This is a genomic window from uncultured Gordonia sp. (assembly GCF_937858515.1).
Classification (GTDB): domain Bacteria; phylum Actinomycetota; class Actinomycetes; order Mycobacteriales; family Mycobacteriaceae; genus Gordonia.
Map to the genome: position 1 here is coordinate 29,812 of NZ_CALLZT010000169.1, position 26,555 is coordinate 56,366.

The following is a 26,555-nucleotide window of genomic DNA, read 5'->3' on the forward strand; positions in this document are numbered from 1 at the left end:
GGTCCGGCTAGCCGTTCTGCCCGACGTGACCGGCCGGATCCGGCGAGTACATCTTCAGGTAGGCGACCACCCAGCCACGCTGCGCGGCCAGAATGCGTTCTGCGGCGGCGTAGTTCGCCTCCACCGCCGAGATGAGCGGCGGGGTGATGGCCGAGTACGCGTCGTCGGCGGCGGCGACCAGCCGGGTTCCGCCGGGCACCGACGACACCGCCGAACGGACGTTGACGGCCGCGACCGGCAGCACGAACCCGGAGTAGTCGATCGCATCGGCCCATTTGTCGCTGACACAGCCGATTCCGGCGGACCAGGCCCGGGCGTACTGATCGGCCAGGCGTCGATATGCATTCCACACGCCCATCAAACTAACGAAAGGATCGTGAGGTGGCCACGATGACCCCCGCACCCGAGCTTTCCGGTCTCCTGCGGCAACTACGCAGTTCGGCGGTCCTGGCCCGGGCGAACACCCGGCTGTTCGAGCGTCCCGACCGGCTGCCGCGGGCGATGCTCGCGGCCCTGCCCTACGGCACCGGTCTGCTCGCCGGACTGGCGGCGTCGGCGGCACGGTATCCCGAGGTGGTCGCGGTGACCGGACCCGGCGAGCGGATGACCTACGGGCAGATGTGGACACAGACCGATGCGCTGGCCGCCGGGCTGCGTGCGCACGGACTCTCCGAGGACACCACAGTCGGTGTGCTGTGCCGCAATTCGCCGATGTTCGTGCGCGCGCTGATCGCGTCGGCGAAACTCGGCGCGACCGTCGTGCTGCTCAACACCGCGATGAGCGGCCCACAGCTCGACGATGTGGTCGCGGCCGAATCGATCACGGCGGTGCTCGGTGATACCGACCTCGTCGGGCTGCTGTCGTCGCGGCCGGACGTCGAATGCTTCGACGGAGAGCGGCTGCGGGGACTGATCGGCGCCCTGCACACCCGCCGTCTGGCCCCGCCGCAGCGCGAATCGAAACTGGTGATCCTCACGTCCGGCACCACCGGAACCCCCAAGGGTGCGGCTCGCTCGTCGGGGGCCAACGCACTCGACGCGGCTGCGTCGGTACTTTCGTCGATCCCGTTCCGGCTGCGTGACACCCTCGTCATCCCGGCCCCGTTCTTCCATGCGTGGGGTCTCAACGGGCTGCTGCTGGGATTGGGAATGTCGGCGACCATCGTGACCACTCCCGCGTTCTCCGCGTCGGACACCATCACCCAGCTCGATCGCTTTCAGGCTGACGGCCTGATCGTGGTGCCCACCATGCTGCGACGCATCTGCGATCTCGACCCCGCGACGCTGGCCCGGTTCAATACCGGTTCACTGCGGTTCATCGCCTCCAGCGGCTCGGCCATCGCGCCGGGGCTGGTCACCGAAACCCTCGACCGGTTCGGCCCCGTGCTCTACAACATCTACGGTTCCACCGAGGTCGCGCTGGCCACCATCGCCGGCCCCGCGGATCTGCGACGGCACCCGACGACCGCCGGGCGTCGCGTCACCGGAGTCGGCATCGCGATCCTCGACGACGCCGGCAATCCGGTTCCCGACGGCACCGTCGGGCGGGTGTTCGTCGCCAACTCCTTCCGCTTCGACGGCTACACCAACGGCGCCACCAAGGAGTCGGCGGGCGGCGGGTTGTCGTCGGGCGACAAGGGCTATTTCGACGCCGACGGGCGGCTGTTCATCGTGGGCCGCGAGGACGACATGATCGTCTCGGGCGGCGAGAACGTGTACCCGCTGGAGGTGGAGAATCTGCTCAACGGTGATGGGCGGATCGTCGAAGCCGCGGTCGTGGGCGTCGACGACGAACGGTTCGGTCAGGTCCTCAAGGCCGTGATCGTCGTCGCCGACGGGGAGATACTCACTGAGGACGACGTCAAGAAGCTGGTGACCGGCAGACTCGCCCGTTTCAAAGTCCCCAAGATCATCGAGTTCACCGATGCCCTGCCCCGCACCGCAACAGGAAAACTATTGCGGCGCAAGATGATCTGATGTCCACACCAATTCACTCAGAACAGACGGTCACCATGCCCACTTCACTCACCGATTCCGCGACCCAGACGTTCGGCAAGGTGCTCTCGCCGCTGGCCACCAATCAGCTGATCGGCACGCTGACCGAGATCGGGATCCGCAACGAGGCCCGCACCCGGGCGCTGGCCGAACTGTGGCTGCGGCCGGCCGAGAAGCTGACCGGTATCGAACGCCAGTCGACCCGGTGGCGCCGCAAAGAACGTGCCGCCGTGGCAGATGCGCATCAGCTGCGGCCGGGCGTCGCACGCCCGAAGGTCCACTGGCACGTCGGCGGATCCGAAACCGCGCCCGCGCTGCTGTTGATCAACGGCTGGACCGCCAACGGCGTCACCTGGCCGTCGGCGTGGCTGGCCGACCTGGAATCTCGCTACCGCGTCATCCGTATCGACAACCGCGGCACCGGATGGTCGCGTACCGCCCCCGCCCCGTTCACCGTCGCCGACATGGCGGACGACGCCTACGATGTCCTCACCGCCTGCGGGATCAACCGGGCGTCGGTGATCGGGTTGTCGATGGGCGGAATGATCAGCCAGGAGTTGGCGATCCGGCATCCTGAGGTCGTCGACGAACTGATCCTGTGCGGCACCCGACCACCGACCCCAGACCACATCCTGCCCGATCTGTCGGTGATGACCTCGCTGCTCGACTCGCCCGGCAAGGGCGAGGATATCGGCAAGTTCCTCGCCGACACCTGGGGACCCATCACCGGACCCGGTTTCGCCGAAGCCCATCCCGAGGTGATCGAGGAGTTGGTCGGCCAGATCATGGCCCGGCTCACGCCGCGCGGCGGCATGATGGCCCAGGCCCGCGCCCTATGGTGCTGGCACGGCGCAGACCGGCTGGCCCGGATCAAGGCCCCCACCACCGTCATTCACGGCAACCGCGATCCGCTGATGCCCGTCGGCAACGGGATGCGGCTGGCCCGGCTGATCCCCGGCGCCCGCTACGTCGAGCTAGCCGGGGTCGGGCATCTGGTGCCGCAGGAGGCCGGGGCCGAGATCACCGCAGCGATGGTGCCCCGGACATAGAATCGGCGCGTCACAAACCCCACCGCTCAGCGCCGGCGAGGAGACTATTGCGATGCCGGGGGCTATTGGTGGGGTTTGTGACGGCAGTGTCAGAGCATGGGTGGGATACGGGCGTCGATCAGGTGCGGACCCGGCTCGGCCAGCGCGGCACTGAACTGTTCGGCGAGTTCCTCGCAGGTGGTGGCGACGGTGGACGGTACGCCGAATCCGGCGGCGATCTTCGAGAAGTCCATGTCCGGGTTGGCCAGGTCGAGCAGCTGACGCGCCTTGGGTCCGCCCTGGCCCGCACCGGTGCGCATCAGTTCCAGCCGCAGGATCGCGTAGGCGTGGTTGTTGATGAGCACGACGGTGACGTTCAGGTTCTCCCGGGCCATCGTCCACAACGCCGAAATCGTATATGCGGCACTACCATCGGCCTGCAGGGCGATCACCGGGCGGTCGGGGGCGGCGACTGCGGCGCCCGTCGAGACCGGTAGTCCCTGTCCGATCGCGCCACCGGTCAGCGTCAGCACATCGTGGCGTGGGCAGCCGGCGGTGGCGGCAGGCAGCATCAGCCCCGAGGTGTTGCTCTCGTCGGAGATGATGGCGTTCTCCGGCAGCAGGGCGGCGATCACCTGCACCCAGTTCTGGACGGTGAGATCACCGGTCGGCAGTTCCGTGGTGGTGGCCGGGGCCGGTCGCGGTTCGGTGCCGGGGGCCACCGCATCGGCAAGCTGTTCCAGGGCTGCCACGACGTCGGTGCCCAGGCTCGCCAAAGTGTGCACCTGGGTGCCCTCGGGTACCAGGCTGCTGGGTTTGCCAGGGTAGGCGAAGAACGAGACGGGAGCACCGGTTCCGGCGACGATCAGGTGTTTGACACCGTCGAGCTGCGCCATCGCCGCCTCGGCCAGGTAGCCCAGGCGATCCATCGCGGGGATTCCGGCACCACGGGTGTGCCGGGTCGGGAAGGTCTCGACGAGCGGGACCGCGCCGGTCGCGGCGGCGATCCGGTCGGCCGCGTTCTGCCCGGCCTCACCGGTGGCCGGACCGCCGATCAGGATGACGGTGCGTTCGCCACTGCGCAGGATTTCGGCGATCTCGGCGACGACCGCGTCGTCCGGGGCCGTCGCCGGTTCGGGCTCGGCCGGACGGGCCAGTTCCCCGCCCTCACTCCACGAGATGTCGGCAGGCAGGATCAGCGTGGCCACCTGTGCGGGACTGGCCTGGGCGGCCGCGACCGCGGCGGCAGCGTCGGCGCCGATGGTCTCGCCCGATTCGATGCGCCGGACCCAGCCATGCGTCCATTCCGCGAGCGGTTCGATGTCCGATTCCAGCGGGGCGTCGTACTTCTTGTGATAGGTGGCGTGATCACCGACGACATTGACCAGCGGGACGTGCGCGCGGCGCGCATTGTGCAGGTTGGCCAACCCGTTACCCATGCCGGGGCCCAGATGCAGCAGGGTGGCCGCCGGAGTGCCCGCGATGCGCCCGTAGCCGTCGGCGGCGCCGGTCACCACTCCCTCGAAAAGGCAGAGCACGCCGTGCATTTCGGGGACGTCGTCGAGTGCGGCGACGAAATGCATTTCGGACGTACCGGGGTTGGCGAAACATACCTGCACGCCCGCATCGCGCAGGGTGGAGATGAGGGCCTGAGCGCCAGTGGTCATCTGCGGTTTCCTTACTTGTCATCCGAATTAGTAAGCAGTACACCGGGATTGAGAATCCCTGCCGGGTCGAAGGCCGCCTTGATGCGGCGCATCAGGGCGATCTTGGCGGGGTCTTCCAACTCCGCGAAATGACTGGCTTTGACGCGGCCGAGACCGTGCTCACCGGCGATGGCCCCGCCGAGTTCCATCGCGGTGGCGAAGATCTGGTGCAACAGCCCGTGCCGGGTGTCGTCGTCCGGGCAGAACACCGCCAGGTGCACGTTCCCGTCGCCGGCATGTCCGCACCCGATGACGCCCGCGTTCACCTCGGTGGCCAATTGCCTTGCCTTGTTGAGGAATTCGTGCATCTGGGCACGGGGCACCACGGTGTCGATGACGTCGTCGGCGCCGGCGGACTTGCCCATCCAGAAGGCCCGTTCGCGTGCCTCGATGAGTGAATGGGCCGAATGTCCTTCCAGCACATACAGGTCCATGGCACCCAACGACTCGGCGAGTTCGCCCAGCAGTTCCACGTCGCCGTCGAGGCGGTCGTGGTCGCGGTTCTCCAGGCCGATCACCAGGTATGCCTGCGCCGTCTGCTCGATGTCGGCGGGGATGCCCAGGGTCAGGCCCTGCGCGTGGGCGATGGCGGCGAGGGTGAGACTGTCGATGTATTCGAGGATGTTGGGATCGACCCCGGTACGCAGCACCGCGGGCACTGCGTGGGTGATGGCCTCCAGGTCGGCGAACGGCACCAGCAGCGTGGCCGAATGCGCCAGGCGCGGATACAGTTTCAGCGTCACCTCGGTGACCAGCCCGAGAGTGCCTTCAGAGCCGATGATGAGCTGGGTGAGGTCGTAGCCGCTGGAGATCTTGGTGATCTTGCCGCCGGCCCGGATCAGTTCGCCGGTGCCGAGCGCGGCCTGCACACCGAGCACATTGTGGCGGGTCACCCCGTATTTCACCGCGCGCATACCACCTGCGTTGGTGGCCACGTTGCCGCCGAGGCTCGCCGACAGTTCGCCGGGGAATACCTGGTACACCAGCCCGTGTTCGGCGGTCACCGTATCCAGATCCGCCAGAGTCACGCCGGGCTGGACGACGGCCACCTGGTTGCCCGTATCGATCTCCAGGGTCGACGCCATCTTCTCGAAGGAGATGAGCAGTCCGTCGGCGTGGGGGCGGGCGGCTCCCGACAGGCCCGTGCCGGAACCGCGTGCGGTGACCGGGATCCCGGCCGCCGACGCCGCCGCCAGCAATTCAGCCACCTGCTCGGCGGTCTGCGGCCTGGCCACGTACCGCGGCGTCACCGGCTCCCCGACCAGCGCCTCGTCGTGGGCGTAGTCGGGGCCGATCGCGTCACCGGTCAGCAGATCGTGTTCACCGACAATGTTGCTGAATTCACCGGCCGCACCGGTGGCGTCGTCGCCCATGGGAAGCCAAGCTACTCCCCCGGCGCCGATGGCGGACGCAGTCTGCTGAATCTGGGTTCAAGTCATCGTTGCGCGCGCGGCCACCTGGTCGCGGGAGCCCTCGGTCGAGGCGACCTTGACCACCGGCACGTTACTGAGGATGTGTCTTGACTCACATCCGGCCGCCTATTATTGTCGCGTATACAAACTTGTGCGGCATACAAAGTTGACGCCATCGGCGATGAAGGAGTGCCCGTGCCCCAGGCCCAGCGAGCCGCGGCCCAGCGTGCGGTGCGCAGCAGCGGAAAGCAGACACGCCTGGCGCTGCTCCGGGCTGCCGACGAGGTGTTCCGCGAGCACGGTGAGCGGGCCTCGGTCGCCCAGATCTGCGAGCGCGCCCAGACCTTCCCCAACCAGGTCACCTACTACTTCGGCTCCAAGGAGCAATTGTTCGTCGAGGTCGCCTGCGCGGCCGTGCTGCGCGCCGGGCGGCATACCGAGGAAGCCGCAGCCGACGCCACTACTTTGGGCGAATACGCCGGCACACTGGTGCGCACCCTGCTCGGCCCCGAACGCGACGGCGTGCAGCTGTTCACCACCGCGATGGTGCTGGTGTCCCGGCGGCAGGACCTGCGCTCATTCACCGGCGACACACTGCGCCTGCTGCATGAGCGGGGTGAGGCCGCCCTGCATCGCACTCTGACCCGGACCGGATGGCAACTGCGCACCTCCATCGAGGTGGAGGCGAAGGCGTTCTGGTCCGCAATTTTCGGTGTCGCCGTACAGATGTCGGCGATCGCCCCGGACGTCGGCTATTCACTCGCCGACTCGGTTGCGGTGGTGTTCGCCCACCTCGGCATCCCCGACACCATGCTCGACCTGCCGCTCAGCTCGTGACCCAGCCCCAGTAATCACCGATCCCCAGGGAGGTCCGACGATGGACATGCTCTCCGCCTTCGACAGCGCCGCAACGAAATTCCCGGCCAAACCGGCCCTGATCAGCTGTGGCACCGGCCCCGACGACACGGCGATCAGTTACGCCGAGCTCGCCGAGTCCAGCCGCCGCGCGGCCACCGTGCTCGCCGGCCGTGGTATCGGACCGGGTGATCGGGTAGCGTTGATGTGCTACAACACAACAGGTTTCGTGGTGGCGATGCTCGGCACGTGGCGCCTGGGCGCCACCGTCGTGCCGGTCAACCACAAACTCGCACCACCCGAGGTCCGGTACATCCTCGATCATTCCGGGGCGTCGGCGATCGTCATCGACGGCAGCCTGCACGCGGTACTGGACGGCGCCGGGATCACTACGCTCGCCACCGACACCGCAGTCGACGGTGTCGCCGACTTCGACGCCGAAGTCGCTTCGGCAGCACCGATCCCGGTGTCGACAGAGCGTCTGCCCGAGGACACGATCGCCGAGATCCTGTACACCTCCGGCACCACCGGACGCCCCAAGGGCTGTGTGCACACCCAGCGCACAGTGACCCTGACCGCGATGACCACCGTCATCGGCCTGTCGATCACCCGTGAGGACCGGCTGCTGCTGACCGTGCCGATCTGGCATGCCTCCCCGCTGAACAACTGGCTGCTGGGCACGCTCTACGCGGGCGGCACCGTGGTCCTGGTCCGCGAGCACAAACCCATCGACTTCCTGTCGGCTGCGCAAAAGCACCGCACCACACTGTGTTTCGGTCCGCCGATCGTGTTCACCTCGGCGCTGGCCGTACCGGATTTCGCCGACTACGACCTGTCCGCGACGCGGGTATGGATGTACGGCGGCGGTCCTATCGGTGCCGACATGTCCCGGCGGCTCGCCGAGAACTTCCACAGCGACAACTTCTTCCAGGTCTACGGCATGACCGAGACCGGCCCCGTCGGCACCGTGCTGTACCCGGAGGAGCAGATCAGCAAGGCCGGTTCGATCGGCCGGGTGGCACTGCCCGGTGCTGATATGAAGGTCATCACCGACGCCGGTGTCGAAGCGAAAGCCGGTGATGTGGGCGAGATCTGGATCCGCACCGAGTCGACGATGACCGGCTACCTGGACAATCCGGAGGCCACCGCCGCCGCGCTCGATGCCGACGGCTGGTATCACACGGGGGATCTGGCCCGCGTCGACGACGACGGCTACCTGTTCATCGTCGACCGCAGCAAAGACATGATCGTCACCGGCGGTGAGAATGTGTACTCCAAGGAGGTCGAGGACGCGCTCACCGCACACCCGGCGATCGTGGAGGCAGCCGTCCTGGGACGACCACACCCGGAATGGGGACACACCGTCGTCGCGCACATCGTCCGTTCCGACGGCGGCGACGAGCTTCCCGAGGAGCTCAAGGAGTTCCTGCTCGGACGGCTGGCCCGTTACAAGGTGCCCCGCGAGTTCCATGTGACCGGTGAACTGCCGCACACCCCGACCGGGAAGGTGCAGAAGCACCTGATCGTCACGCCCGATCCGGCGTGACCCGATTCCCTACTCGTATCCGAAAGCCTCTGCCAAAGAAAGGTTCTCGATGACCTCGACCACTCCAGTGACCCATCCGCGGCCACATGTCACCCATGAGGTGTTCAACCAGTCCACACCGCGTGTCGACGTGAACGAGTACGAACTCAATCATGTTCTCGCCGAGGCGGTTGCCCGACACGACGCCGGCTGGGCCGACGACGAACTGCGGCAGGTCGGCGCGCTGGTCGGGTCGGCGCAGTTCCAGCACGACGCGGCGGTCGCCAACACCCTGACGCCCGAATTGCACACCTTCGACCGGTGGGGGCACCGGATCGATGAAGTGGAGTATCACCCGTCGTATCACCGGATCATCTCGGCGGCCGTCGCCCACGGTGCGCACACCCGATGCTGGGAGGACCCGCAGCCCGGCTCGCATGTGGCGCGCGCAGCGATCTTCCTGCTGTTCGGGCAGATCGAACCCGGACACGCCTGCCCGGTGTCGATGACCCACGCGGTGATCCCGTCGCTGGAACTGCAACCGGACGTCGCTGCACTGTGGGTTCCGAAGGCGTTGTCCCGCAACTACTCCCCCGAGCTGAGCGCGGACAAGGATTCGGCGATCTTCGGGATGTCGATGACCGAGAAGCAGGGCGGATCGGATGTCCGCGCCAACACCACCGTCGCCCGGCCCGTCGGTGCGGGTGGTCCGGGCGCCGACTATCTGCTTACCGGCCACAAATGGTTCTGCTCGGCTCCGATGTCAGACGCGTTCCTGGTGCTCGCGCAGGCGGAAGGCCCTGGCGGCGAGGGACTCTCGTGCTTCCTGCTGCCGCGAGTGCTGCCCGACGGCACCCGCAATGTGTTCCGCATCCAGCGACTCAAGGACAAACTCGGCAACAAGTCGAACGCGTCGAGCGAGATCGAACTCGACGGCACCGTCGCGGTGATGGTCGGCGAACCCGGCCGCGGAGTGCGCACGATCATCGAGATGGTCGCCCAGACCCGCCTCGACTGTGTGCTGGGCAGTACCGCGGGAATGCGGCAGTCGGTGGCCGAGGCGCTGTGGCACGCCCGCCACCGCGCGGCTTTCGGTGCGACACTTGCCGATCAGCCGGCGATGACCGCGGTCCTGGCCGACCTGGCCCTGGAATCAGAAGCCGCCACGGTTACCGCCATGCGGCTGGCCCGCGCCCACGACGAGGACGCCGGAGACTCCGAACGCGCCTTCCGCCGCCTGGCCACCGCCGTCGCCAAATACTGGATCTGCAAACGCGGACCGCACCACGCCTACGAGGCGCTGGAATGCCTGGGCGGCAACGGATATACCGAGGCATTCCCGATGGCGATGCGCTACCGCGAGCAGCCCGTGATGGCCGTGTGGGAGGGTTCGGGCAATGTGATCGCCCTGGACGTACTGCGCGCCATGACGCGCGAACCCGAATCGGTGGCCGCGTTCGACGCCGAGGTGAACCTCGCCCGCGGCACATACCCAGTACTCGACACCCACCTGGACCGGATGCGCCGCGAACTCGCCGAACTGGCCAGGCTGGGACCCGCCGACGCCCAGCGACGCGCGCGGCGGGCCGTCGAATCGATGGCACTGGCCCTGGAAGCCTCACTACTGGTGCGCTTCTCACCCGCCGCGGTGGCCGACGCCTTCGTCGCCGCCCGCCTCGGCGACGACCGCGGCTTCGAATACGGCACGCTCCCGGTGGGCACCGACCTACAGGCGATCCTGGCCCGACACTGACCAATCCGACGTCGAGATTGCTGTGAGTGCCGCTTTCCGGAACCCACAGCAACCTCAACGACTCACCCGATACGAGATAGGAGCGTGGTCTTGCCAGGTCCGGCGAGATCGTCGTAATCGGTACGCCGACCCGCGATCGCCATGAGCAGACTTTCCGCGGGCCCGCTCACCACCGGGCCACGGCCTGCCGACCAGTCGATATCGGTGGCCGTCATCCGAAGACCACGAATACGCGGGTAGGCGGCGATCGGCGGTGCGACCCGAGCGAAATTCAGGCACGGAACCAAGCGCTCCGCCGGAATCGCACGAGGCAGACCGAGCGGGCGCCGGATGTCCTGATTGTGGACCAGCGCGTCGAGCAGTGCGATGCGGCTGCCGAACATTCGGGTAAGACCGCGCGGCCGAAGATTGCGTTCGAGTTCGTCGATGAGCACGGCCGACGGCACCGGCCCCCGCTCACGGAGGGCCACCGCGTTGGCGCCGGAAAGCCGCAGCCCGCCGCGCACAAAACGCCCGGCAACGGTCAGCGGCGCGGCCTCCTCATAACTGACCGCATGGGCGACGACATCACGCACCGTCCAACCATCACACAGTGACGGCCGATCCCACTGTTCCTTGGACAAGGTACGCAGGAACGACGCCCATTCACGACGCTCCTCGACGACGAGACTCGCGACGCTGAAACGAAAGGCCACCTTCATCGGGCAAGTATGCCCCCATACCGGCGTCCAGTTCCGGACACGCTGAGGTGGCAGTCGACCGCAAACCTCAGCGGATCGGCCCGATGAACGGCAGAACAGTGGTGCAGCGGGGACGTACTGCGGTTGCCGGACGCAACGCGTTGAGCACCTCGCGCACAGCGATCGGGTCAGCGGTCAGTTCGGCGTGTTCGGTGTAGTCGGTGGCACAACGATCCTGCACCACGACGTTGCGGACATTGGGACCGCGCAGCATGCCGGTGGTGTACGGCGTGGCGATCTGGTCGTACCGGGTCACGATCGTCGTGAACTTGATCGCGGGGGCGATCGCGGGATCGGGATTGATCACCCGCAGGAACGGCGAACCGACGCCCACCTGGCATGGCCCGCCGCACTTTCGCTCGATCGCCGGGATGCCCAGGATGTCGGCAAAGGCCGTCTGTACCCCGCTCATATCCGTGCCGTGCAGAGGCGAGGCGAGGGCGATGTAGTCGTCGACCTTCGGAATGCCGTCCAGGTGGTTGAGGTAGTAGAACCCGATTGCCCCGCCCATCGAATGCCCGACCAGGTCGACTTTCGACACGCCGGTGGCCGCGCGTACCCGGTCGATGAACGCGGCGATCTGACGTGCGCTCTCCTGTACCGATGTGACAGCGCCTATCGGACCGAGCCAGTCGCGGCCGTAGGTGGTGGTGAACACGCAGTAGCCCGCGTCGGCCAGGGCCGGTGACAGGGTGTTCCAGGTGATGGTGTCGTTGCTGAGTCCGTGCAGCAGGACAACAGGATTCGGATGGGCGGCGTCGGGGCGGCATTTCCAGTCGTTGGCGCCCGGCGGCGGCCCCGGTGCGGTCAATTGCGCCGCCAATCCGTCGAGATAGCTGTACGACGGTTGCGCGGCCGCGCCGCCCGCACCGGTCATGCCGAGGCCGCAGACCGCGGCGACGGCCGCGACAACGGACCAGCATCTGATCCTCGTGAGTCTCTTCATGATCGGTACCTCCCCCTTGCCACGGTCGACGGCCGACCGATGGTCACACGCTAGCGTGGTCGCCCGATGTGTCGACGAGTAGGTCCCAGGACGCCGAGTGTGCGGTTGATCCCGATTTCCGGGATCAACCGCACACTCGACCGATCACCCGCGGCGGCAGGCTAGTCGGACGCGACGAGCCGCTCGGTGTAGATGCCGAGGCGCAAACCCTGATGCCTGGCGGCGGCCAGGACGGCCTCGTCGGGCAGTCCGTTGCCTGCGGTGTGCGCGACACCGTAGGGCGCCTGGCCACCGCCGGGGGTGTCGGGCTGGGTGTAGCCGGGTGCCACCACGATGGACCCCCAGTGGAACATCGTCTGGTACAGCGAGAGGATCGTCGCCTCGGCGCCCCCGTGCAGGGTGCCCGTGCTGGTGAACGCTGTCGCGGTCCGGTTCGGCAACTCACCGGCCATCCACAGCGGACCCGTGCTGTCGAGGAACTGTTTGAGTTGCGCACTGACGTTGCCGAACCGGGTCGGGGTGCCGAACGCGAGGCCGTCGGCCCACCGCAGGTCGTCGTTGGTGGCGACGGGTACGTCGGCGGTCGCGTCGACGTGGGCACGCCACTCGGGCCGGGAATCGATTGCTGCCGCGGGTGCGGTTTCCGCCACGCGCAGTAGCCTGACCTCGGCGCCGGCGTCGGCGGCTCCTTCGGCGACAGCCTGGGCGAGCCGGTACACGTTGCCGGTCGCGGAGTAGTAGATGACGGCGATATTGCTCATCGGGTCGACGTTCCTTCTCTCGTAGAGTGGGGGCCGATTGCCCCTTCGACAACCAGACCCGCGGGGGCAGGAAAACGTGACGTCACGTTCGGCGGGCGGCCCGGGTCTAGGAGATGTGGAGATGTACGACGACATCGCGGCGGAGTTCGAGCAGCACCGGCCGAAGATGAATGCCGTCGCCCGGCGGCTGCTCACCTCGGACGCGGATGCCGACGACGCCGTGCAGGAGGCGTGGGTACGGCTCCAGCGCACCGACCGAGCGTCGATCGACAACCTTGAAGCATGGCTGATGACGACGGTCGGGCGGATCGGGCTCAATCTGCTGCGGTCCCGCTCGACCCGCCGCGAGATGCCCCTGGATCAGATCGCCGAATCGAATGATCCTCTGCATCAGCCGGATCCGGCCATCGACGTACTGCTGGCAGAAACCGTCGGCTCGGCGCTGCAGATCGTCATCGACACGATGACGCCGGCCGAACGGGTCGCCTACCTGCTCCACGACGCCTTCGGATTCCCCTATTCCGAGATCGGCAGGGTGCTCAATCGGACGCCGGAGGCCGCCCGGGCACTCGCCAGTCGTGGCCGTGGACGCATTCGGCACACTGATCCCGGCCACATCGAATCGGCGATGCCGGCCACCGAACAGAGCGTTGTCGACGCCTTCCTCACCGCGGCGAAAGGCGGCGACGTCGCCGCCCTCGTGGACCTGCTCGACCCGCAGATCGTCGAAAGAATCGCGATCGCCGGTCAACCGGTTGTCGAGATCCGGGGTGCCGAATCCGTCGCCGGCCGGGCCCGGGAATTCTCGTCCAACTACACCGACGCACGATCCGCACTCATCAATGGGTGGCCCGGCTGGATCGCCTACCGTGATGGCGCCGTCTACAGCGTCGGCGCGCTCGCCATCAGCGACGGCCGGATCGTCCGCATGGACGTCGTCCTCGACCCCGCGCGGCTGACCGATTTCCGCATCGCCGCGCCATCATGACCTTGACAAGCTATCACCGATAGGCAAATATACCTATCAGTGATAGTCTCTAACACTATCAGCGATAGTGAAGGTGTAGTCGTGGTGACAGTCAGCAAGGTCCAGCAGCGGCGGGAGGCCAAGGTCGCGCTCATCGTCGAAGCGGCCTGGGATCTCGCGCGACGAGACGGCATCACGCAGGTCTCGATGCGGGACCTGGCCAAGGCCGTCGGTATGCGGCAGCCGTCGCTCTATGCGTACTTCGACTCCAAGAACGCCCTTTACGACGACATGTTCGCCGACGGCAACCGGCAGTTGGTCGCGGTGCTGTCCGCCCTGGAGTTGCCGGCCGACCCACGGGCCGCACTCAAGACCGCACTGAAGGCATTCGCCGACTTCGCAGTGTCCGACGCGGCCCGGTACTCGTTGCTCTTCACGCGGGTCATTCCCGGATTCGAGCCGAGTGCCCCGTCGTATGCGATCGCGCAGGACGTCCTGAGCAGGATGGTCGCAATCATGTCCGCGGCGGGCGTCACCGACCCCGGCGACGTCGACTGCCTCGTCGCCATGACCGCCGGCCTCATCGACGCCCAACTGTCCAATGATCCGGGCGGAACCCGCTGGCTACAGCACCTCGACCGGATGACCGACCTCCTGGTCGACAACGCCATCTCCGCCACCAACACAAGGAGCACGCCATGAATGCCACCACCTCCGGAGTCACGCGGATCAACCGCTCCGAAGCCCGCACCCTCGCCTTGGCCGAGTTCGACAGGTTCGCCGACCTGACCGCCTCACTGACTCCCGACGAGTGGGCCACCGACACCGACTGCGTCGGCTGGGACGTCCGCGCGATGGTTCTGCATGTCCTGGGCTCGGCCGACGCGCAAGTATCCCCGCTGGTCTTCGCCCACCAACTGCGCCACGGCCTCCCACTCAACAAGGAGATCGACGCGCACCACTGGGTCGACGGCCTCAATGAGCTCCAGATCCGGGAACGAGCAGAACTCACCAATTCCCAAGTGGTCGAGCAGCTTCAGACGATCGGTCCACGGGCGGTCAAAGGTCGCTTCGGTACCCCCCTGCCCATGCGATACGTGCCGGTGCCGATCGGTGAACCGATCGGCTGGAAGCCGGTCAACTACCTGCTTGAGGTCGGTTTCACCCGTGACACCTGGGCCCACCGAATCGACATCCACGCAGCGATCGGCCGTCCCATGGACCTCGACCCCGACCACGACGGTCGCCTGGTCGCCGACATCGTCGGCGAGTGGGCCGACGTGCACGGCGCACCGTTCGAACTGCAGCTGACCGGACCCGCCGGCGGCACCTTCTCGCATGGCGTCGACGGCGAGCACATCGAGATCGACGCACTCGATTTCATCCGCACCCTCGCCGGCAGGCTGCCCGGCACCGGCGTTCTCGCCAATCCCCTACCCCTCTGACTCGCTCTCCACCCCCTCGAAAGGAATCGACATGACCACCACCGCAACCGATCTCAGATATCTGGCTCACCGGTTCGTCGACGACGTCATCAACGCCCGCGATCTCGACGGAGCACTCGTCGAACTGGTCGCCGAAGACTTCGTCGAACTGGTTCCGCTACCCGGGCAGGGCCCCGGCCGCGACGGTCTCGCCGGCGCCCTCACCATGATGTTCACGGCCTTCCCCGACCTGCGCTGGACGATCGATGACATGCTCGTCGAGGACGACCGCGTGCTGGGCGTCTCCACCTGGACCGGCACGCACAAGGGCGACTTCATGGGCATTCCGGCCACCGGACGCACCGTCACCGTCAGTGCCTGGACCGTCGACCGCTACCGTGACTCGATCTTCGTCGAGAGTCGAATGCTCATGGACGTCGCAGGCCTACTCACCCAACTCGGTGTCCTCCCGGCACCTGCGTCCGCATGAACCGATCGCGGGGTACTTAACGCTCGGAAAATCGTTGAGCGTGAAGGAGGTTCCTGACTGACTACCTCGCGGCTAAGGTGGCAGCACACGAAGGAGTGCATATGCGGATAGGCGTGATCGGCGCCGGCATCGGCGGTCTGACGGTTGCGGCTGGCCTGTCGAACGATGGCCACGATGTCACCGTCTTCGAGCAACGAACCGATCCGGCCGCAGCCGGGGCCGGCCTGACGCTGTTCGGCAATTCGATCGACGCATTCGACGCCATCGGCCTCGGCGATCGTGTGCGGGCCGTGAGTAGCGATGCCGTCGCGGGTATGTGCTCCGGGCAGCGGTTGCCGTCGGGTAGGTGGCTGGTCTCGATGCCGTCGGCGATGGTGCCGAGTATCCGCAGCCTTCATCGTTCCGCCCTGCACCGCACCCTCATTGACGCATTGCCCACCGGCGCACTCCATCTGGGACAGGCGGCCGAGGTGCCCTCCGACGGTTCCCCCACGATCACCGTCGACGGTGATACCGAACGGTTCGATCTGGTGGTCGCCGCCGACGGCCTCCGAAGCCGGTCGCGCCGCCTACTCGGCATCGACAGCGGCCTGCACTATTGCGGCTACACCGCGTGGCGGGGTGTCACCGAACACCCGATGTCACTCGGGGGGCCGGCGAGACGTGGGGCCCCGGCCGGGTATTCGGGATCGTGCCCCTGCCCGACAACCAAATGTATTGGTTCGCCACCGAATCCACTCCCGAGGGCGGCCACGAGGCCGACGAGAAGACGGCGGTGCTCGACCGATTCGGCACCTGGTATCCACCGATCCGCGAATGCATCGACAACACCCCGGCCGAATCGATTCTGCGGCACGACATCTACGACCTCGCCAAAATGCCGTCGACCTTCGTCCGAAACCGGACGGTCCTCCTCGGCGACGCCGCACACGCGATGACCCCGAATCTGGGCCAAGGCGCAGGCCAGGCCATCGAGGACGCCGCCACGCTGGTACTGCTCCTGCGCTCCGGCGACATCACCGCCGCACTCGCCCGCCACGACAGGATCCGCCGCGCCCGGACGCGCACACTGTGGCGGCAATCGAGGTTGATGGGGAAGGCCGCGCAGGCGGCGAACTCGGTCGCCGTGCACCTGCGCAACTCCCTCCTACGCGCCACGCCACCGGCGATCGTGTCGAGATCCGCCGCGCGGGTGGCAAAGTGGACGTCACCTTGACAACGCAGGAACGGACGAACGGCGCCTACGCTGAGGGTTCCCCGTCGAGCTTGCGGTTGGTCCCGGAACCCGAGATCGGCGGCAAAGTCAGGCAGTCACAACTGCGAGTATCTTGGGACGATGAGTGACCGGATCGAGCGGTTCGTCGCACCGCATGACCATGTCTGGGACCAGGTCAAGGCCGAACTCGCGGCCGGGCGCAAGGACACCCACTGGATGTGGTGGATCTTCCCGCAGCTCGCAGCGCTCGGACGGTCCTGGACGGCCCAAGAGTACGGCCTCGACGGGGCCGCGGAGGCCCGGGCGTTCGCAGCACACGATGTCCTCGGACCACGGCTCATCCACGCCTGCGAACTCCTCCTGGCACTCCCGGAGGGCACCGAGATCGACGCCGTCCTCGGAGACATCGACACCAGGAAACTCCGGTCGTCGATGACGCTCTTCGACGCCGTGACCACCGGCGACGTCTTCGGCCGCGTACTCGACCGCTACTTCGACGGCGACCGCGACCACCGCACACTCGAACTCCTCAACCAACCAGCAAAGTAGATCCGCACGTCACAGCCCGGCGTAGCGTCGGTCGCGCGTCAGCCTTCCGTCCGGATCGTGTAGTCGCGTTCGATTCCCACAGTCGCTCTGCCCCACTCACTGCCGGCGACGCGCCGCTGGTGGGTATCGAAAGCAGCCTGGTCGATGAACCTTTCTTCAAGAGCCGAAGGATCGTGGCGGTCTCATTCATGCGATAAGCACCTCTCCCGGATGGACGAGTCATACGGTCGGGGCGACATACTCGAACTGCAAGTCCGTCACCCGCGCTATGTAGCCGAAGTCATGGTCCGCCGCCAGGACTGTCACATCGTTCACGATGGCGTACCCCGCGATGAGGATATCCACCGAACCGGCTGCGCGAACCATGCCGGCATTCCACAGCGCGCTCTGGATATCGAGCACCAGGGACTCGTCAGGGGCGCGTTCCAAGGGGAACCCCAATGAGATCTGCTCACGGTAGTGAGCGTGATCCTCGGGCGTACGGGCGCTGTGGCAAAACTCCAGGACCTGCGGCGGGCAGGTGACGAACAAGTCGGCGGGTGCGCGCTCGATACGCCGCAACCGATCCGTGATCGCCGGGTCACCGGTGGCCAATCTCGCCCAGACGGAGTTGTCGACGAGGTAGTCGGTCATCGATCGCCGGACTCACCTGGCGAAACCACCGGCGCCCCAAGCTCTTCCGCCAAGTTGTCGAGACCGGCGATCCCCGCGATCATGGCACCCTTCTGCTTTGACGCGATGAGCCTCCTGAGCGCAAGGTCGAGCACGGCCCGGTTCGAACGCTCGCCGGTCAGCTCTCTGGCCCGCTCGATCAAAGCCGGGTCCAGATCAACACTCGTCACAGCCACATCACACCTCCTGACATGCTATATATCGAATTATATAGTAGCTGAGGAGTGAGTTGGCTTCTGTTCTTGAACCGGAAGCCCATACCAGTGATTCATGTCACTGTAGGAGACATGGCCGTCTCCTCGCCGCAACGCCCCGTCATCGCCGCGTCCTGGCGCCGCTCACGACATGCCGGGCTGGTAGAGGATGTGCGCCCCGAACCATCGCTGGCCGACGTCGCCGCCGCCGACCCGTTGCTCGACGCCGCCCGCCCGGTGCTGGCGCGTGCCGCCGAAGCGTTGTCGGGCACCTCCACCGCGCTGCTACTGGTGGACGCGGGCTGCCGACTGGTGACTCGGGTCACCAGCGACGCAACGCTCGAAGGTCTGCTGACCGCGGCCGGCGCCGTGACCGGCGCCGACTTCCAGGAGACCACCATGGGTACGACCGCACTCGGAACCACCGCCGAGGTGCGCAGCGACGTGGTGATCAACAGCGGCGAACACTATCTCGAACAGTTCCGGATCATGAGCTGTTTCGGCCGGCCGATCATTCATCCGGCCACCCGCAGACTCGCCGGCACCATCTGCATGACAGAGATCGCCGACCGCATGAATCCACTGTCGGTCCCGCTCATTCACGGCGTGGTCGACGATATAGCCGAACGCCTCCTCGACCGCTCGCGAGCCGACAACCGGACGGTGATCGCCGCGTTCGAACGTGCTTGCATGCGGCGGGATGCGGGGGTGGCCGCCGTCGGACACGACGTCCAACTGACCAACAGCTTGGCGGCACAGTTCCTGGGCCCCGGTGATTTTGCCACGTTACGTCTACTTGCGGCCGAAGCGTTCGCACCGGAGACGGTGACGCTGGTTTCCGGTGTCACCATGGAGGTCCTCGTCCAGCGCGTCCCCGGGGTGACTCACGCAGCGGTCTTCATGCTCCGCCCCGCCGATCACGACGTGATGTCCGCAGCCGGTTTCGCCGTGCACGCCAAGGGTTCTCCGACCACCGCGGTCTGTGGCGAATCGGGCACCGGGCGCACCACGCGGGCACGGATGCTGGCCGGCGATGCTATCTATGTGGACGTCGCCGCCGGACTCCTCGACGGGAGGGCACCGAACGTCCCCGTGCTGCTACGGCATGCGCGCACCGCCGGACGACCGCTCGTCATCGATGGAATCGACTTCCTCGACGGGAGATCGCTGGCGCTCCTGCGAACCGCGGTCACCACCGCGGCGCCAGAACAGCCCCCGCTTGTGCTCGTTTCCGGTCCACCCGGCGAGCTCACCGCCGCGGCCGCCGCAGTCGTCGCCTGCTGCGGCGTCCGGGTGGACCTCGCACCGCTGCGCAGACGCGAAACCGAACTCGCCGCAACGGTTCAGCAACTCCTCGCCGGCATCGACGACCGGCTGACCCTGAACGCCGATGCGGCTGATTGCCTGGTGACGCAGGAGTGGCCCGGCAACCTGACCGAACTGCGAATCGTCCTGCAACAGGCCGCGGCTGCGACGCTGCGCCGCGGCGATCGCCAGGTGTCGGGCGCCGACCTGCCCGATAGCCACCGCACACCGACGCGGGTCGGCAGACTGCTCGGCCGCGAACGAGCCGAGCGGCAGGCGATCATCAGCGCCCTCGACGCGGCCGACAGAAACAAGAGCCGGGCCGCCAAAGCCCTCGGCATCAGCCGCACCACCCTTTACACGCGAATGCGGGCACTCGACATACGAAGCTGACTGCACTGTCCAGATTCTGCACATGCCGGTGCCTGGGATCCATGCGAGAAATGACATACGCCAACGTGGCGGATATCACAGATCGTTGCCCGTCCTCAGGAGCACAGATGACCAGTACCGTCCCTGCCCTACATCCCGCCGTTGCCGAATTTGTCGCCGCCGATCGCAAGATGCTGATCGGCGGGCGCTGGGTCGACGCGGTATCCGGGAAGACCTTCGAGACCCACGATCCGGCGACCGGAAACCTGATCACCCGTGTCGCCATGGGTGAGGCCGCCGATATCGACGCCGCGGTCACCGCGGCGCGGGCCGCATTCGAGGGGCCATGGTCCCGGATGAAGCCGAACGAGCGCGAACGCCTGATCTGGCGGGTCGGCGATCTCCTGTCCGAGCGTGCTGAGATCTTCGGCCAGCTCGAGGCGCTTGACAACGGCAAATCCGTGGCGATCGCGACAGCCGTCGACGTCGGTTGGTCGGCAGACGTGTGGCGGTACAACGCCGGACTGACCACCAAGATCACCGGCACCTCGGTGAACCCGTCGATGCCGTTCGCGCCCGGCGGCCAATTTCACGCCTACACCCGCCGCGAAGCACTCGGCGTGTGCGGCCAGATCGTCCCCTGGAACTTCCCGATCCTGATGGCGACTTGGAAGTTGGCGCCCGCGCTCGCCGCAGGAAACACCGTCGTGCTCAAACCCGCCGAGCAGACGCCACTGAGTGCGCTGCTACTCGGCGAGATCTTCGAGGAAGCAGGATTCCCGCCCGGGGTGGTGAACATCGTTCCCGGCTTCGGTGACGCGGGTGCAGCCCTGGCCGCGCACCTCGACGTCGACAAAGTGGCCTTCACCGGGTCCACCGAGGTGGGCAAGAAGATCGTGCACGCCGCGACCGGGAACCTGAAGAAGGTGACCCTCGAACTGGGCGGCAAGAGCCCCAACATCGTGTTCGCGGACGCCGATCTGGAAGCCGCTGTCGCCGGTTCGGTCGCGGCCTGGATGTTCAACCACGGTCAGTGCTGCGTGGCCGGAACCCGAATGTTCGTGCAGCGCGATATTTTCGACGACTTCACCCAGGCCGTCGCCGATGCCGCCGCCCAGGCCAAGATCGGACCGGGACTCGACCCGACGACAGAACTCGGCCCGTTGGTGTCTCAGGAGCAGTTCGACAGGGTCAGCGGATACATCGAAGCGGGGCTGGCCGACGGCGGACGTGCACTCACCGGCGGAAAACGCTGGGGCGAGAGCGGCTACTTCATCGAGCCGACCGTCTTCGTCGACGTCGAACCCGGATTCTCCGTGGTCGACGAAGAGATCTTCGGCCCGGTGGTGGCCGCACTTCCGTTCGACGACGAAGAAGACATCGCAGCGGCCGCCAACAAATCGATCTACGGCCTGGCCGCCGGGATCTGGACCAAGGACCTGTCGAAAGCGCATCGCACCGCCGCCGCCGTGCAAGCCGGTTCGGTGTGGGTCAACCAGTACAACGGCTTCGACACCGCGCTGCCCTTCGGCGGTTTCAAACAGTCGGGCTGGGGCCGGGAACTCGGCGACTCCGCGATCGATCTCTACACGCAGGTAAAGGCCGTGAATATCGCACTGTAGGTGCGATATTCACCCACACATACCCACACCATCTCAAAGGAGAGAAATGAAGACCAAGGCCGCAGTACTCCTCGAACCAGGTAAGCCATTCGAATTGATGGAACTCGACCTCGACGCACCCGGAGTCGGCGAGGTTCTGATCAAATACACCGCCGCAGGACTGTGCCACTCGGATCTGCACCTGACCGACGGCGACCTGCCGCCGCGCTATCCGATCGTCGGCGGGCACGAAGGATCCGGGATCATCCAGGAAGTCGGGCCCGGGGTGGGCAAGGTGAAGCCCGGTGACCACGTGGTGTGCAGCTTCATTCCGAACTGCGGCACCTGTCGGTACTGTTCGACCGGACGGCAGAACCTGTGCGACATGGGAGCGACGATCCTGGAGGGCTCCATGCCCGACGGCAGCTTCCGATTCCACGGCAACGGCCAGGATTTCGGCGCCATGTGCATGCTCGGCACCTTCTCCGAGTATGCGACGATCTCCCAGCATTCAGTGGTCAAGGTGGACGACTGGCTACCTTTGGAGACCGCTGTGCTGGTCGGCTGCGGTGTGCCGTCGGGCTGGGGAACGGCGACCACGGCCGGAAACCTGCGAGCCGGCGACACCGCCGTCATCTACGGGATCGGCGGCCTGGGCATCAACGCCGTCCAGGGTGCGGTGGCGTCCGGATGCAAGTACGTCGTCGTCGTCGACCCGGTGGAGATGAAACGCGACCAGGCGCTTAAATTCGGTGCGACACATGCCTTTGCGACCGCAGAGGAAGCCCAGACCAAAGTCACCGAACTGACCTGGGGACAGGGCGCCGACGCTGCCCTGATCCTGGTAGGCACCGTCGACGAGGCCGTGGTGTCGGCCGCGACCGCGGTGATCGGCAAGGGCGGAAGGGTGGTGATCACCGGTCTGGCCGATCCGACGAAGCTGACCGTGCACGTCTCGGGCTGCGATCTGACACTGAACCAGAAGACCATCATGGGCACACTGTTCGGTTCGATGAACCCGCAGTACGACATCGTCCGGCTGCTACGTCTCTACGACGCCGGTCAGCTCAAGCTCGACGAGCTGATCACTACCAAGTACAGCCTGGAGCAGGTCAACGAGGGCTACGAGGACCTGCGCGCAGGTAAGAACATCCGTGGAGTCATCGTGCACGCGGACTGACTGTCGGCAAACCCGCAAATGTTGCTGTTAGTTCCGAAATCCGGAACTAACAGCAACATTTCATTCGTTGTGCCGCACGCACCGATGCGAGCGCCTCCGGCGGGAGCTGCGTGGACGTCTCAATGTGATCGATGAGCCGACCGAGTATCTGGGAGCGGGCAACCAGGTGGCGATGTATCCGGACCTCGTCTTCCGTGACCTGCGTGAGGGGCAGGTCCGCTATGTCGGGTACATCAAGTACAAGCTGACCGACAGCGGCCGTGGACGCAGCAGCGACTACTACCAGCTGCTCGCCTACACGACGGCCGCGCGGATCGTTGATTTTGCTGTTGATCCCGGAAAACGGGACCAGCAGCAAACTCACACTGCAAGAAGGTGATCCGGGCCCTCAGCCCTTCTTGACCACACTCGACTTGAGTTGCATGCGACCGAACCCGGGGACGTTGGCGTCGATGTCGTGGTCGCCGACGCCGTCGGCGATGAGCCGGATCCCCTTCACCTTGGTGCCGATCTTGATGACACCACCGCCACCCCCCTTGACCTTCACGGTCTTGACGACGGTCACGGTGTCGCCGTCGGCGAGAGGGTTGCCGACCGAATCCTTGATGTCACCGGCCCCGGAGTCGGTACCTTCGCTCTCGCCGGGCGTCCATTCGTGCCCACACATCGGGCACACGAGCAGCGGCCCCTGCTCATAGGCATACGGCTCGGCGCATTGTGGACAGGGTGGCAATGTGCCGCCTTCATCGGTCATCGCATCATCGTAGAGCGACTGCCTGCTCCGATCGTGTAGTCACCGGTGATTCCGCCGGTTGCCCGACCCGGCTCACTGGCACTGGCAGGTCCCCGATAGTCTGTCCAGGCTGTTGGCTTCGGGATGGACGTTCACCCAATCAGCGCCTGGATCTCACGAATCGTCGACCCCAGAATCCCTTGCGACAGAAGCCCGGTACCCAGTGGACCTGACCGGTCCTGCCCCAAAGGTGGGAGCAGTCGCAGCGCTGCACGTTCGTTCGGCCTGAGATCCGCAATCTGCCAAAGGATCTCGTCATCTACCCGCTCCGGCTGATCCTTGTTCGCCAACGAGACCGCCTTCACCGCATACGCCGCAGCACCCAGTGCATGCGCACCCATGTGAGCGACGGCCGAAGCCTGGGCTACCGCCCTCGCCGCCGCGGCACCGGCGGGGGTGGTAGCGGCTTTTGCGGCCTTCACCGCGATCATCCGCTTCCCGATCTCCTCGGCGGTACTACCACGTCCTTCGCTGTAGGCGCGAGTACGCGCGATCGCGTCCTGAATATCATTCTGCGCCAATAGATCAGCTTCGAACAGCGGAACAACTCGCTCAGCGCAAGCCAGCGCCCAGCGCGCAACTGTGCGGCGGTCCGAATCGCTCAGAGCCTGAATCGATGCCATCTGACGAGCCTGCCACACCGCGATCGCCTCGTCGGATCGGACCGCGAAGCCGGTCTCCAGCCGCGTCACCGTCGACATATGTACGGGTCCCCCGTTCGATCCGGGAGTTCCACTCATCAAGCCGCTCCGCACGACCTGCCTGCATCCGGACATCACACCCCCGGTGGTGATCGCCACCTTCGGACTCAACGCAGTCCGGCATCCGCCCCGCCGACCATCGCATTCGCCTGGGCGACAAGCAACTCCATCACTCGATCGGCAACGGGAACGCCGCGGACACCGTTTCGCGTGCGGAGCACGATCTGCCGGACGGGGGTCGGATCGCAGATCCGTACGACATGCACGCCGTCGGGGAGATCGCGCACCGCCAGCCCGGGTACGACGGTCAGTCCCACACCTGCGGCCACAAATCGGATCGCAGTGCGGAAGTCGTGGGCCTCCACCGCGAAGTCCGGTGCGAATCCTGCTGCGGTACAAGCCTTCAAGAGATTGGCCCGGCAGATCCCGCGGGCCACGTCGTTGTCGATCCAGGGCAGCGACACCAGGTCCCGCAGCACCACCTCCTCACACGCACCGAACCCCGAATCCGACGGAACCACCGCCACATACTCATCGGTGAGCAGCGGGACACTGTGGTATCCCGCTCGTGTCACCGGCGTATCGTCGTCGACGCAGATCTCGATGTCGGGTGCGGACTCGCGGTCTGCGGTCATCAATTCGATCAGTCGCAGGTCGAGCCGGATGTCGGGGAACTCGTCGCGGATCTGTGCCACGATCGAGGGCATCCACGCGTCGCCGGCCGACGCGAAGTAGGCCACGCTCAGCCGCCCGGACCTGTGGTTGCGCAGGTCGGAGACCATCGCCTCGACGCGGGCGAGCTCGTCGAAGACCCGCACCGATCCCGTGGCGAGGGTAAGGCCGGCCTCGGTGGGCCGAATCCCGCGACCGTTGCGTTCGACCAGCGTCAGGCCGAGCTCTCGTTGCAGTGCGCTGACGTGCTGGCTGACCGCGGATGCGGTGTACCCCAACGCCTCCGACGCTCCGCCGATGGAACCTTCGGCGATGACGGCACGGAACACCCGGAGCCTGTGGACATCAATCATCCGAACAATAATACAGCTCCACTGAAATGTTAGTAAGAAATTTTCAGTTGTGCTGTCTAATCCATCTGTCCACAATCGACTACATGAACCAGAACGGATTCTCTCGGACCACGTCACTACCCGCACTTGCCGCGGCGACGACCATCATTCTCTGGGCGTCGGCGTTCGTGGTGATCCGCCACCTCGGCGATGTCTTCTCCCCCGGCGCGATGGCACTGCTGCGAATGGTGACCGGCGTGACCGCACTCGCCGTCGTGTGGCGGGTCACGGCACGGCGCCACCGAGCCGACCCGGCGCGCTCGGGCAGGCTCACCGGACGAGAACTGCTGCTGGTCATCCTTTATGGCGCAGCATGGTTCGGCGGATACACGGTGTTGCTCAACATGTCCGAGCAGCATGTCGACGCCGGCACCGCCTCCCTGCTGGTCAACTTCGCACCCATCCTCGTGGCGGCCGGGGCTGCTGCGTTTCTCTCCGAGAGATACACGATGCGGTTGGCTCTGGGCACGGCGGTGGCGCTGAGCGGTATCGCACTCATTGCCTTCGGACCGGAATCGGCTGGAGCACATGCCGATACGATCGGCATCGTGTTCGGACTACTGGCCGCGATGCTGTACGCGGCCGGGGTGCTGTTGCAGAAAGTGGTGCTACGGACCGTCGACACCGTGACGGCCACCCTCATCGGTGCCGCCGTCGGACTCGCGGTCACCCTGCCGTTCGCGCCCACCGCCATCGCCGAGGTGGCCGCCGCGTCGTGGCCCGACCTGGCCGCCGTCATCTACCTGGGAGTGGGACCCACCGCGGTTGCCTTCACCACCTGGGCATATGCGTTGGCCCGCACCGACGCCGGCGCCATGGCATCGACGACGCTGGCAGTACCCGCGATCGTCGTCGTCATGTCGTGGCTGCTATTGGCCGAGGTACCCACCGCGGTCCGGATCGCCGGCGGAACGCTGGCGCTGGTGGGGGTGGCGATCAGCCGTGGACTGGTGGGACGCCGACGCACTATCCCCAACTCCGAAATGACGGAAGATATTTCGCCGGCAATACACCGATGACACTGCTATCGGCCGACGCACCGCGGCGACATACCATTCACTCCCGCCGTGCTGCCCGCGGCTCATCGACCCGCTGAAGCTCACCGCCACCGCATCCGGTGGCAACGCAGCACGCAACCGATCGAGATGTCCGGCCCACCTTTCCGGCTGCAGTAGCCGCGCATCCATCAAGAATCCCCTCGTCTGCGGGTGTTCCGATCCGGCGATCACGCTACGTCTGCGTGGCGCCTCCTGACCACCCCTGACAAATGTACGTACACACTCCGATGCGGTCGGCTGCCTATCGT

Annotated in this window: 27 protein-coding genes and 1 pseudogene; 17 read left to right on the plus strand and 11 right to left on the minus strand. The window is 66.3% G+C overall.

Annotation, left to right across the window (positions count from 1 at the left end; all coding sequences use genetic code 11):
- Nucleotides 1-7 precede the first annotated feature (7 nt).
- Complete coding sequence (locus tag Q0627_RS16340) at nucleotides 8-352, minus strand: hypothetical protein (RefSeq protein ID WP_298811455.1); 345 nt, start codon at nucleotides 350-352, stop codon at nucleotides 8-10.
- A 38-nt stretch (nucleotides 353-390) separates the two neighbouring features.
- On the opposite strand from Q0627_RS16340, the gene Q0627_RS16345 reads away from it, so the two are divergent.
- Together Q0627_RS16345 and Q0627_RS16350 are read left to right on the plus strand one after the other, a co-directional pair.
- Nucleotides 391-1,977, plus strand: coding sequence for an AMP-binding protein (locus Q0627_RS16345; RefSeq protein ID WP_291018143.1), 1,587 nt, complete (start codon nucleotides 391-393; stop codon nucleotides 1,975-1,977).
- Entirely contained in the window at nucleotides 1,977-3,044 is a 1,068-nt protein-coding gene (locus Q0627_RS16350; RefSeq protein WP_291018134.1) for an alpha/beta fold hydrolase, read from the plus strand. The genes Q0627_RS16345 and Q0627_RS16350 overlap by 1 nt, the downstream gene beginning before the upstream one ends.
- Before the next feature lie 89 nt (nucleotides 3,045-3,133).
- Here Q0627_RS16350 and Q0627_RS16355 read toward each other — a convergent pair whose 3' ends face one another.
- Complete coding sequence (locus tag Q0627_RS16355; protein ID WP_291018137.1) at nucleotides 3,134-4,690, minus strand: acetolactate synthase large subunit; 1,557 nt, start codon at nucleotides 4,688-4,690, stop codon at nucleotides 3,134-3,136.
- A gap of 11 nt (nucleotides 4,691-4,701) precedes the next feature.
- A complete protein-coding gene (locus tag Q0627_RS16360; RefSeq protein WP_298811458.1) occupies nucleotides 4,702-6,102 on the minus strand; it encodes an FAD-binding oxidoreductase in 1,401 nt (466 codons plus the stop codon).
- 234 nt (nucleotides 6,103-6,336) lie between these two features.
- On the opposite strand from Q0627_RS16360, the gene Q0627_RS16365 reads away from it, so the two are divergent.
- From Q0627_RS16365 to Q0627_RS16375, 3 genes are read left to right on the plus strand one after another with little or no spacing between them, the layout of a single operon-like run.
- Nucleotides 6,337-6,978 carry a TetR/AcrR family transcriptional regulator C-terminal domain-containing protein gene (locus tag Q0627_RS16365; RefSeq protein WP_298811460.1) on the plus strand — a complete coding sequence of 214 codons (642 nt, stop codon included), beginning with the start codon at nucleotides 6,337-6,339 and terminating at the stop codon, nucleotides 6,976-6,978.
- A gap of 40 nt (nucleotides 6,979-7,018) precedes the next feature.
- Complete coding sequence (locus Q0627_RS16370; RefSeq protein ID WP_291015720.1) at nucleotides 7,019-8,542, plus strand: class I adenylate-forming enzyme family protein; 1,524 nt, start codon at nucleotides 7,019-7,021, stop codon at nucleotides 8,540-8,542.
- Between the two features lie 49 nt (nucleotides 8,543-8,591).
- Nucleotides 8,592-10,274 (plus strand): acyl-CoA dehydrogenase family protein, encoded by a 1,683-nt coding sequence (locus Q0627_RS16375; protein WP_291015722.1) that lies wholly within the window; start codon nucleotides 8,592-8,594, stop codon nucleotides 10,272-10,274.
- A gap of 62 nt (nucleotides 10,275-10,336) precedes the next feature.
- On the opposite strand, the gene Q0627_RS16380 is transcribed toward Q0627_RS16375, so the two are convergent.
- The 3 genes from Q0627_RS16380 to wrbA all read right to left on the minus strand — a co-directional run bounded on the left by Q0627_RS16380 (nucleotide 10,337) and on the right by wrbA (nucleotide 12,721).
- Nucleotides 10,337-10,975 (minus strand): maleylpyruvate isomerase family mycothiol-dependent enzyme, encoded by a 639-nt coding sequence (locus Q0627_RS16380; RefSeq protein ID WP_291015724.1) that lies wholly within the window; start codon nucleotides 10,973-10,975, stop codon nucleotides 10,337-10,339.
- A 67-nt stretch (nucleotides 10,976-11,042) separates the two neighbouring features.
- Nucleotides 11,043-11,960 carry a triacylglycerol lipase gene (locus tag Q0627_RS16385; protein WP_291015726.1) on the minus strand — a complete coding sequence of 306 codons (918 nt, stop codon included), beginning with the start codon at nucleotides 11,958-11,960 and terminating at the stop codon, nucleotides 11,043-11,045.
- A 161-nt stretch (nucleotides 11,961-12,121) separates the two neighbouring features.
- The gene (wrbA, locus tag Q0627_RS16390) at nucleotides 12,122-12,721 is read right to left on the minus strand and encodes an NAD(P)H:quinone oxidoreductase (RefSeq protein WP_291015728.1); all 600 of its coding nucleotides are present in this window, start codon (nucleotides 12,719-12,721) and stop codon (nucleotides 12,122-12,124) included.
- 76 nt (nucleotides 12,722-12,797) lie between these two features.
- Here wrbA and Q0627_RS16395 point away from each other — a divergent pair, with 76 nt between their 5' ends.
- From Q0627_RS16395 to Q0627_RS16420, 7 genes and pseudogenes are all read left to right on the plus strand, one after another.
- The gene (locus tag Q0627_RS16395; RefSeq protein ID WP_291015730.1) at nucleotides 12,798-13,709 is read left to right on the plus strand and encodes a sigma-70 family RNA polymerase sigma factor; all 912 of its coding nucleotides are present in this window, start codon (nucleotides 12,798-12,800) and stop codon (nucleotides 13,707-13,709) included.
- Between the two features lie 84 nt (nucleotides 13,710-13,793).
- Nucleotides 13,794-14,390, plus strand: coding sequence for a TetR/AcrR family transcriptional regulator (locus Q0627_RS16400; protein ID WP_298811470.1), 597 nt, complete (start codon nucleotides 13,794-13,796; stop codon nucleotides 14,388-14,390).
- Nucleotides 14,387-15,133 (plus strand): maleylpyruvate isomerase family mycothiol-dependent enzyme, encoded by a 747-nt coding sequence (locus Q0627_RS16405; protein WP_291015733.1) that lies wholly within the window; start codon nucleotides 14,387-14,389, stop codon nucleotides 15,131-15,133. Before Q0627_RS16400 ends, Q0627_RS16405 begins: the two co-directional genes overlap by 4 nt.
- Nucleotides 15,134-15,164: 31 nt before the next feature.
- Nucleotides 15,165-15,602: an ester cyclase gene (locus Q0627_RS16410; protein ID WP_291015734.1), complete on the plus strand. Its 438-nt coding sequence runs from the start codon at nucleotides 15,165-15,167 to the stop codon at nucleotides 15,600-15,602.
- Between the two features lie 101 nt (nucleotides 15,603-15,703).
- A pseudogene (locus tag Q0627_RS22530) lies at nucleotides 15,704-16,174 on the plus strand (FAD-dependent oxidoreductase); the annotation flags it as partial.
- Between the two features lie 119 nt (nucleotides 16,175-16,293).
- Complete coding sequence (locus Q0627_RS16415) at nucleotides 16,294-16,818, plus strand: FAD-dependent monooxygenase (protein ID WP_291015735.1); 525 nt, start codon at nucleotides 16,294-16,296, stop codon at nucleotides 16,816-16,818.
- Between the two features lie 120 nt (nucleotides 16,819-16,938).
- The gene (locus Q0627_RS16420) at nucleotides 16,939-17,367 is read left to right on the plus strand and encodes a DUF1810 domain-containing protein (RefSeq protein WP_291015736.1); all 429 of its coding nucleotides are present in this window, start codon (nucleotides 16,939-16,941) and stop codon (nucleotides 17,365-17,367) included.
- A gap of 219 nt (nucleotides 17,368-17,586) precedes the next feature.
- Here the strand turns inward: Q0627_RS16420 and Q0627_RS16425 are convergent, their stop codons facing one another.
- The gene (locus Q0627_RS16425; protein ID WP_291015737.1) at nucleotides 17,587-18,000 is read right to left on the minus strand and encodes a PIN domain-containing protein; all 414 of its coding nucleotides are present in this window, start codon (nucleotides 17,998-18,000) and stop codon (nucleotides 17,587-17,589) included.
- Nucleotides 17,997-18,215, minus strand: coding sequence for a type II toxin-antitoxin system VapB family antitoxin (locus Q0627_RS16430; RefSeq protein WP_291015738.1), 219 nt, complete (start codon nucleotides 18,213-18,215; stop codon nucleotides 17,997-17,999). The genes Q0627_RS16425 and Q0627_RS16430 overlap by 4 nt, the downstream gene beginning before the upstream one ends.
- A gap of 111 nt (nucleotides 18,216-18,326) precedes the next feature.
- On the opposite strand from Q0627_RS16430, the gene Q0627_RS16435 reads away from it, so the two are divergent.
- From Q0627_RS16435 to Q0627_RS16450, 4 genes are all read left to right on the plus strand, one after another.
- Entirely contained in the window at nucleotides 18,327-19,931 is a 1,605-nt protein-coding gene (locus Q0627_RS16435) for a helix-turn-helix domain-containing protein (protein WP_291015739.1), read from the plus strand.
- A 107-nt stretch (nucleotides 19,932-20,038) separates the two neighbouring features.
- Nucleotides 20,039-21,532, plus strand: coding sequence for an aldehyde dehydrogenase family protein (locus tag Q0627_RS16440; protein ID WP_291015740.1), 1,494 nt, complete (start codon nucleotides 20,039-20,041; stop codon nucleotides 21,530-21,532).
- A 46-nt stretch (nucleotides 21,533-21,578) separates the two neighbouring features.
- Nucleotides 21,579-22,691 (plus strand): NDMA-dependent alcohol dehydrogenase, encoded by a 1,113-nt coding sequence (locus tag Q0627_RS16445; RefSeq protein WP_291015741.1) that lies wholly within the window; start codon nucleotides 21,579-21,581, stop codon nucleotides 22,689-22,691.
- Between the two features lie 124 nt (nucleotides 22,692-22,815).
- Nucleotides 22,816-23,070: a hypothetical protein gene (locus Q0627_RS16450; RefSeq protein ID WP_291015743.1), complete on the plus strand. Its 255-nt coding sequence runs from the start codon at nucleotides 22,816-22,818 to the stop codon at nucleotides 23,068-23,070.
- A gap of 9 nt (nucleotides 23,071-23,079) precedes the next feature.
- Here the strand turns inward: Q0627_RS16450 and Q0627_RS16455 are convergent, their stop codons facing one another.
- The 3 genes from Q0627_RS16455 to Q0627_RS16465 all read right to left on the minus strand — a co-directional run bounded on the left by Q0627_RS16455 (nucleotide 23,080) and on the right by Q0627_RS16465 (nucleotide 25,210).
- Nucleotides 23,080-23,445: a zinc ribbon domain-containing protein YjdM gene (locus Q0627_RS16455; protein WP_291015744.1), complete on the minus strand. Its 366-nt coding sequence runs from the start codon at nucleotides 23,443-23,445 to the stop codon at nucleotides 23,080-23,082.
- Between the two features lie 131 nt (nucleotides 23,446-23,576).
- Complete coding sequence (locus Q0627_RS16460) at nucleotides 23,577-24,185, minus strand: putative immunity protein (protein ID WP_333716292.1); 609 nt, start codon at nucleotides 24,183-24,185, stop codon at nucleotides 23,577-23,579.
- A 107-nt stretch (nucleotides 24,186-24,292) separates the two neighbouring features.
- On the minus strand, nucleotides 24,293-25,210 hold the full coding sequence (locus Q0627_RS16465) for a LysR family transcriptional regulator (RefSeq protein ID WP_291015745.1): 918 nt from the start codon (nucleotides 25,208-25,210) through the stop codon (nucleotides 24,293-24,295).
- Between the two features lie 83 nt (nucleotides 25,211-25,293).
- Here Q0627_RS16465 and Q0627_RS16470 point away from each other — a divergent pair, with 83 nt between their 5' ends.
- The gene (locus Q0627_RS16470; protein ID WP_291015746.1) at nucleotides 25,294-26,268 is read left to right on the plus strand and encodes a DMT family transporter; all 975 of its coding nucleotides are present in this window, start codon (nucleotides 25,294-25,296) and stop codon (nucleotides 26,266-26,268) included.
- Nucleotides 26,269-26,555: the final 287 nt, after the last annotated feature.

Bases quoted from the DNA above. Each gene is read 5' to 3' on its own strand.
- Q0627_RS16440 (WP_291015740.1), top strand. From the start codon at position 20,039: ATGACCAGTACCGTCCCTGCCCTACATCCCGCCGTTGCCGAATTTGTC.
- Q0627_RS16445 (WP_291015741.1), top strand. From the start codon at position 21,579: ATGAAGACCAAGGCCGCAGTACTCCTCGAACCAGGTAAGCCATTCGAA.
- Q0627_RS16410 (WP_291015734.1), top strand. From the start codon at position 15,165: ATGACCACCACCGCAACCGATCTCAGATATCTGGCTCACCGGTTCGTC.
- Q0627_RS16360 (WP_298811458.1), bottom strand. From the start codon at position 6,102: ATGGGCGACGACGCCACCGGTGCGGCCGGTGAATTCAGCAACATTGTC.
- Q0627_RS16420 (WP_291015736.1), top strand. From the start codon at position 16,939: ATGAGTGACCGGATCGAGCGGTTCGTCGCACCGCATGACCATGTCTGG.
- Q0627_RS16355 (WP_291018137.1), bottom strand. From the start codon at position 4,690: ATGACCACTGGCGCTCAGGCCCTCATCTCCACCCTGCGCGATGCGGGC.
- Q0627_RS16345 (WP_291018143.1), top strand. From the start codon at position 391: ATGACCCCCGCACCCGAGCTTTCCGGTCTCCTGCGGCAACTACGCAGT.
- wrbA (WP_291015728.1), bottom strand. From the start codon at position 12,721: ATGAGCAATATCGCCGTCATCTACTACTCCGCGACCGGCAACGTGTAC.
- Q0627_RS16460 (WP_333716292.1), bottom strand. From the start codon at position 24,185: ATGTCGACGGTGACGCGGCTGGAGACCGGCTTCGCGGTCCGATCCGAC.
- Q0627_RS16425 (WP_291015737.1), bottom strand. From the start codon at position 18,000: ATGACCGACTACCTCGTCGACAACTCCGTCTGGGCGAGATTGGCCACC.
- Q0627_RS16370 (WP_291015720.1), top strand. From the start codon at position 7,019: ATGGACATGCTCTCCGCCTTCGACAGCGCCGCAACGAAATTCCCGGCC.
- Q0627_RS16470 (WP_291015746.1), top strand. From the start codon at position 25,294: ATGAACCAGAACGGATTCTCTCGGACCACGTCACTACCCGCACTTGCC.
- Q0627_RS16405 (WP_291015733.1), top strand. From the start codon at position 14,387: ATGAATGCCACCACCTCCGGAGTCACGCGGATCAACCGCTCCGAAGCC.
- Q0627_RS16380 (WP_291015724.1), bottom strand. From the start codon at position 10,975: ATGAAGGTGGCCTTTCGTTTCAGCGTCGCGAGTCTCGTCGTCGAGGAG.
- Q0627_RS16465 (WP_291015745.1), bottom strand. From the start codon at position 25,210: ATGATTGATGTCCACAGGCTCCGGGTGTTCCGTGCCGTCATCGCCGAA.
- Q0627_RS16385 (WP_291015726.1), bottom strand. From the start codon at position 11,960: ATGAAGAGACTCACGAGGATCAGATGCTGGTCCGTTGTCGCGGCCGTC.
- Q0627_RS16375 (WP_291015722.1), top strand. From the start codon at position 8,592: ATGACCTCGACCACTCCAGTGACCCATCCGCGGCCACATGTCACCCAT.
- Q0627_RS16350 (WP_291018134.1), top strand. From the start codon at position 1,977: ATGTCCACACCAATTCACTCAGAACAGACGGTCACCATGCCCACTTCA.
- Q0627_RS16435 (WP_291015739.1), top strand. From the start codon at position 18,327: ATGGCCGTCTCCTCGCCGCAACGCCCCGTCATCGCCGCGTCCTGGCGC.
- Q0627_RS16455 (WP_291015744.1), bottom strand. From the start codon at position 23,445: ATGACCGATGAAGGCGGCACATTGCCACCCTGTCCACAATGCGCCGAG.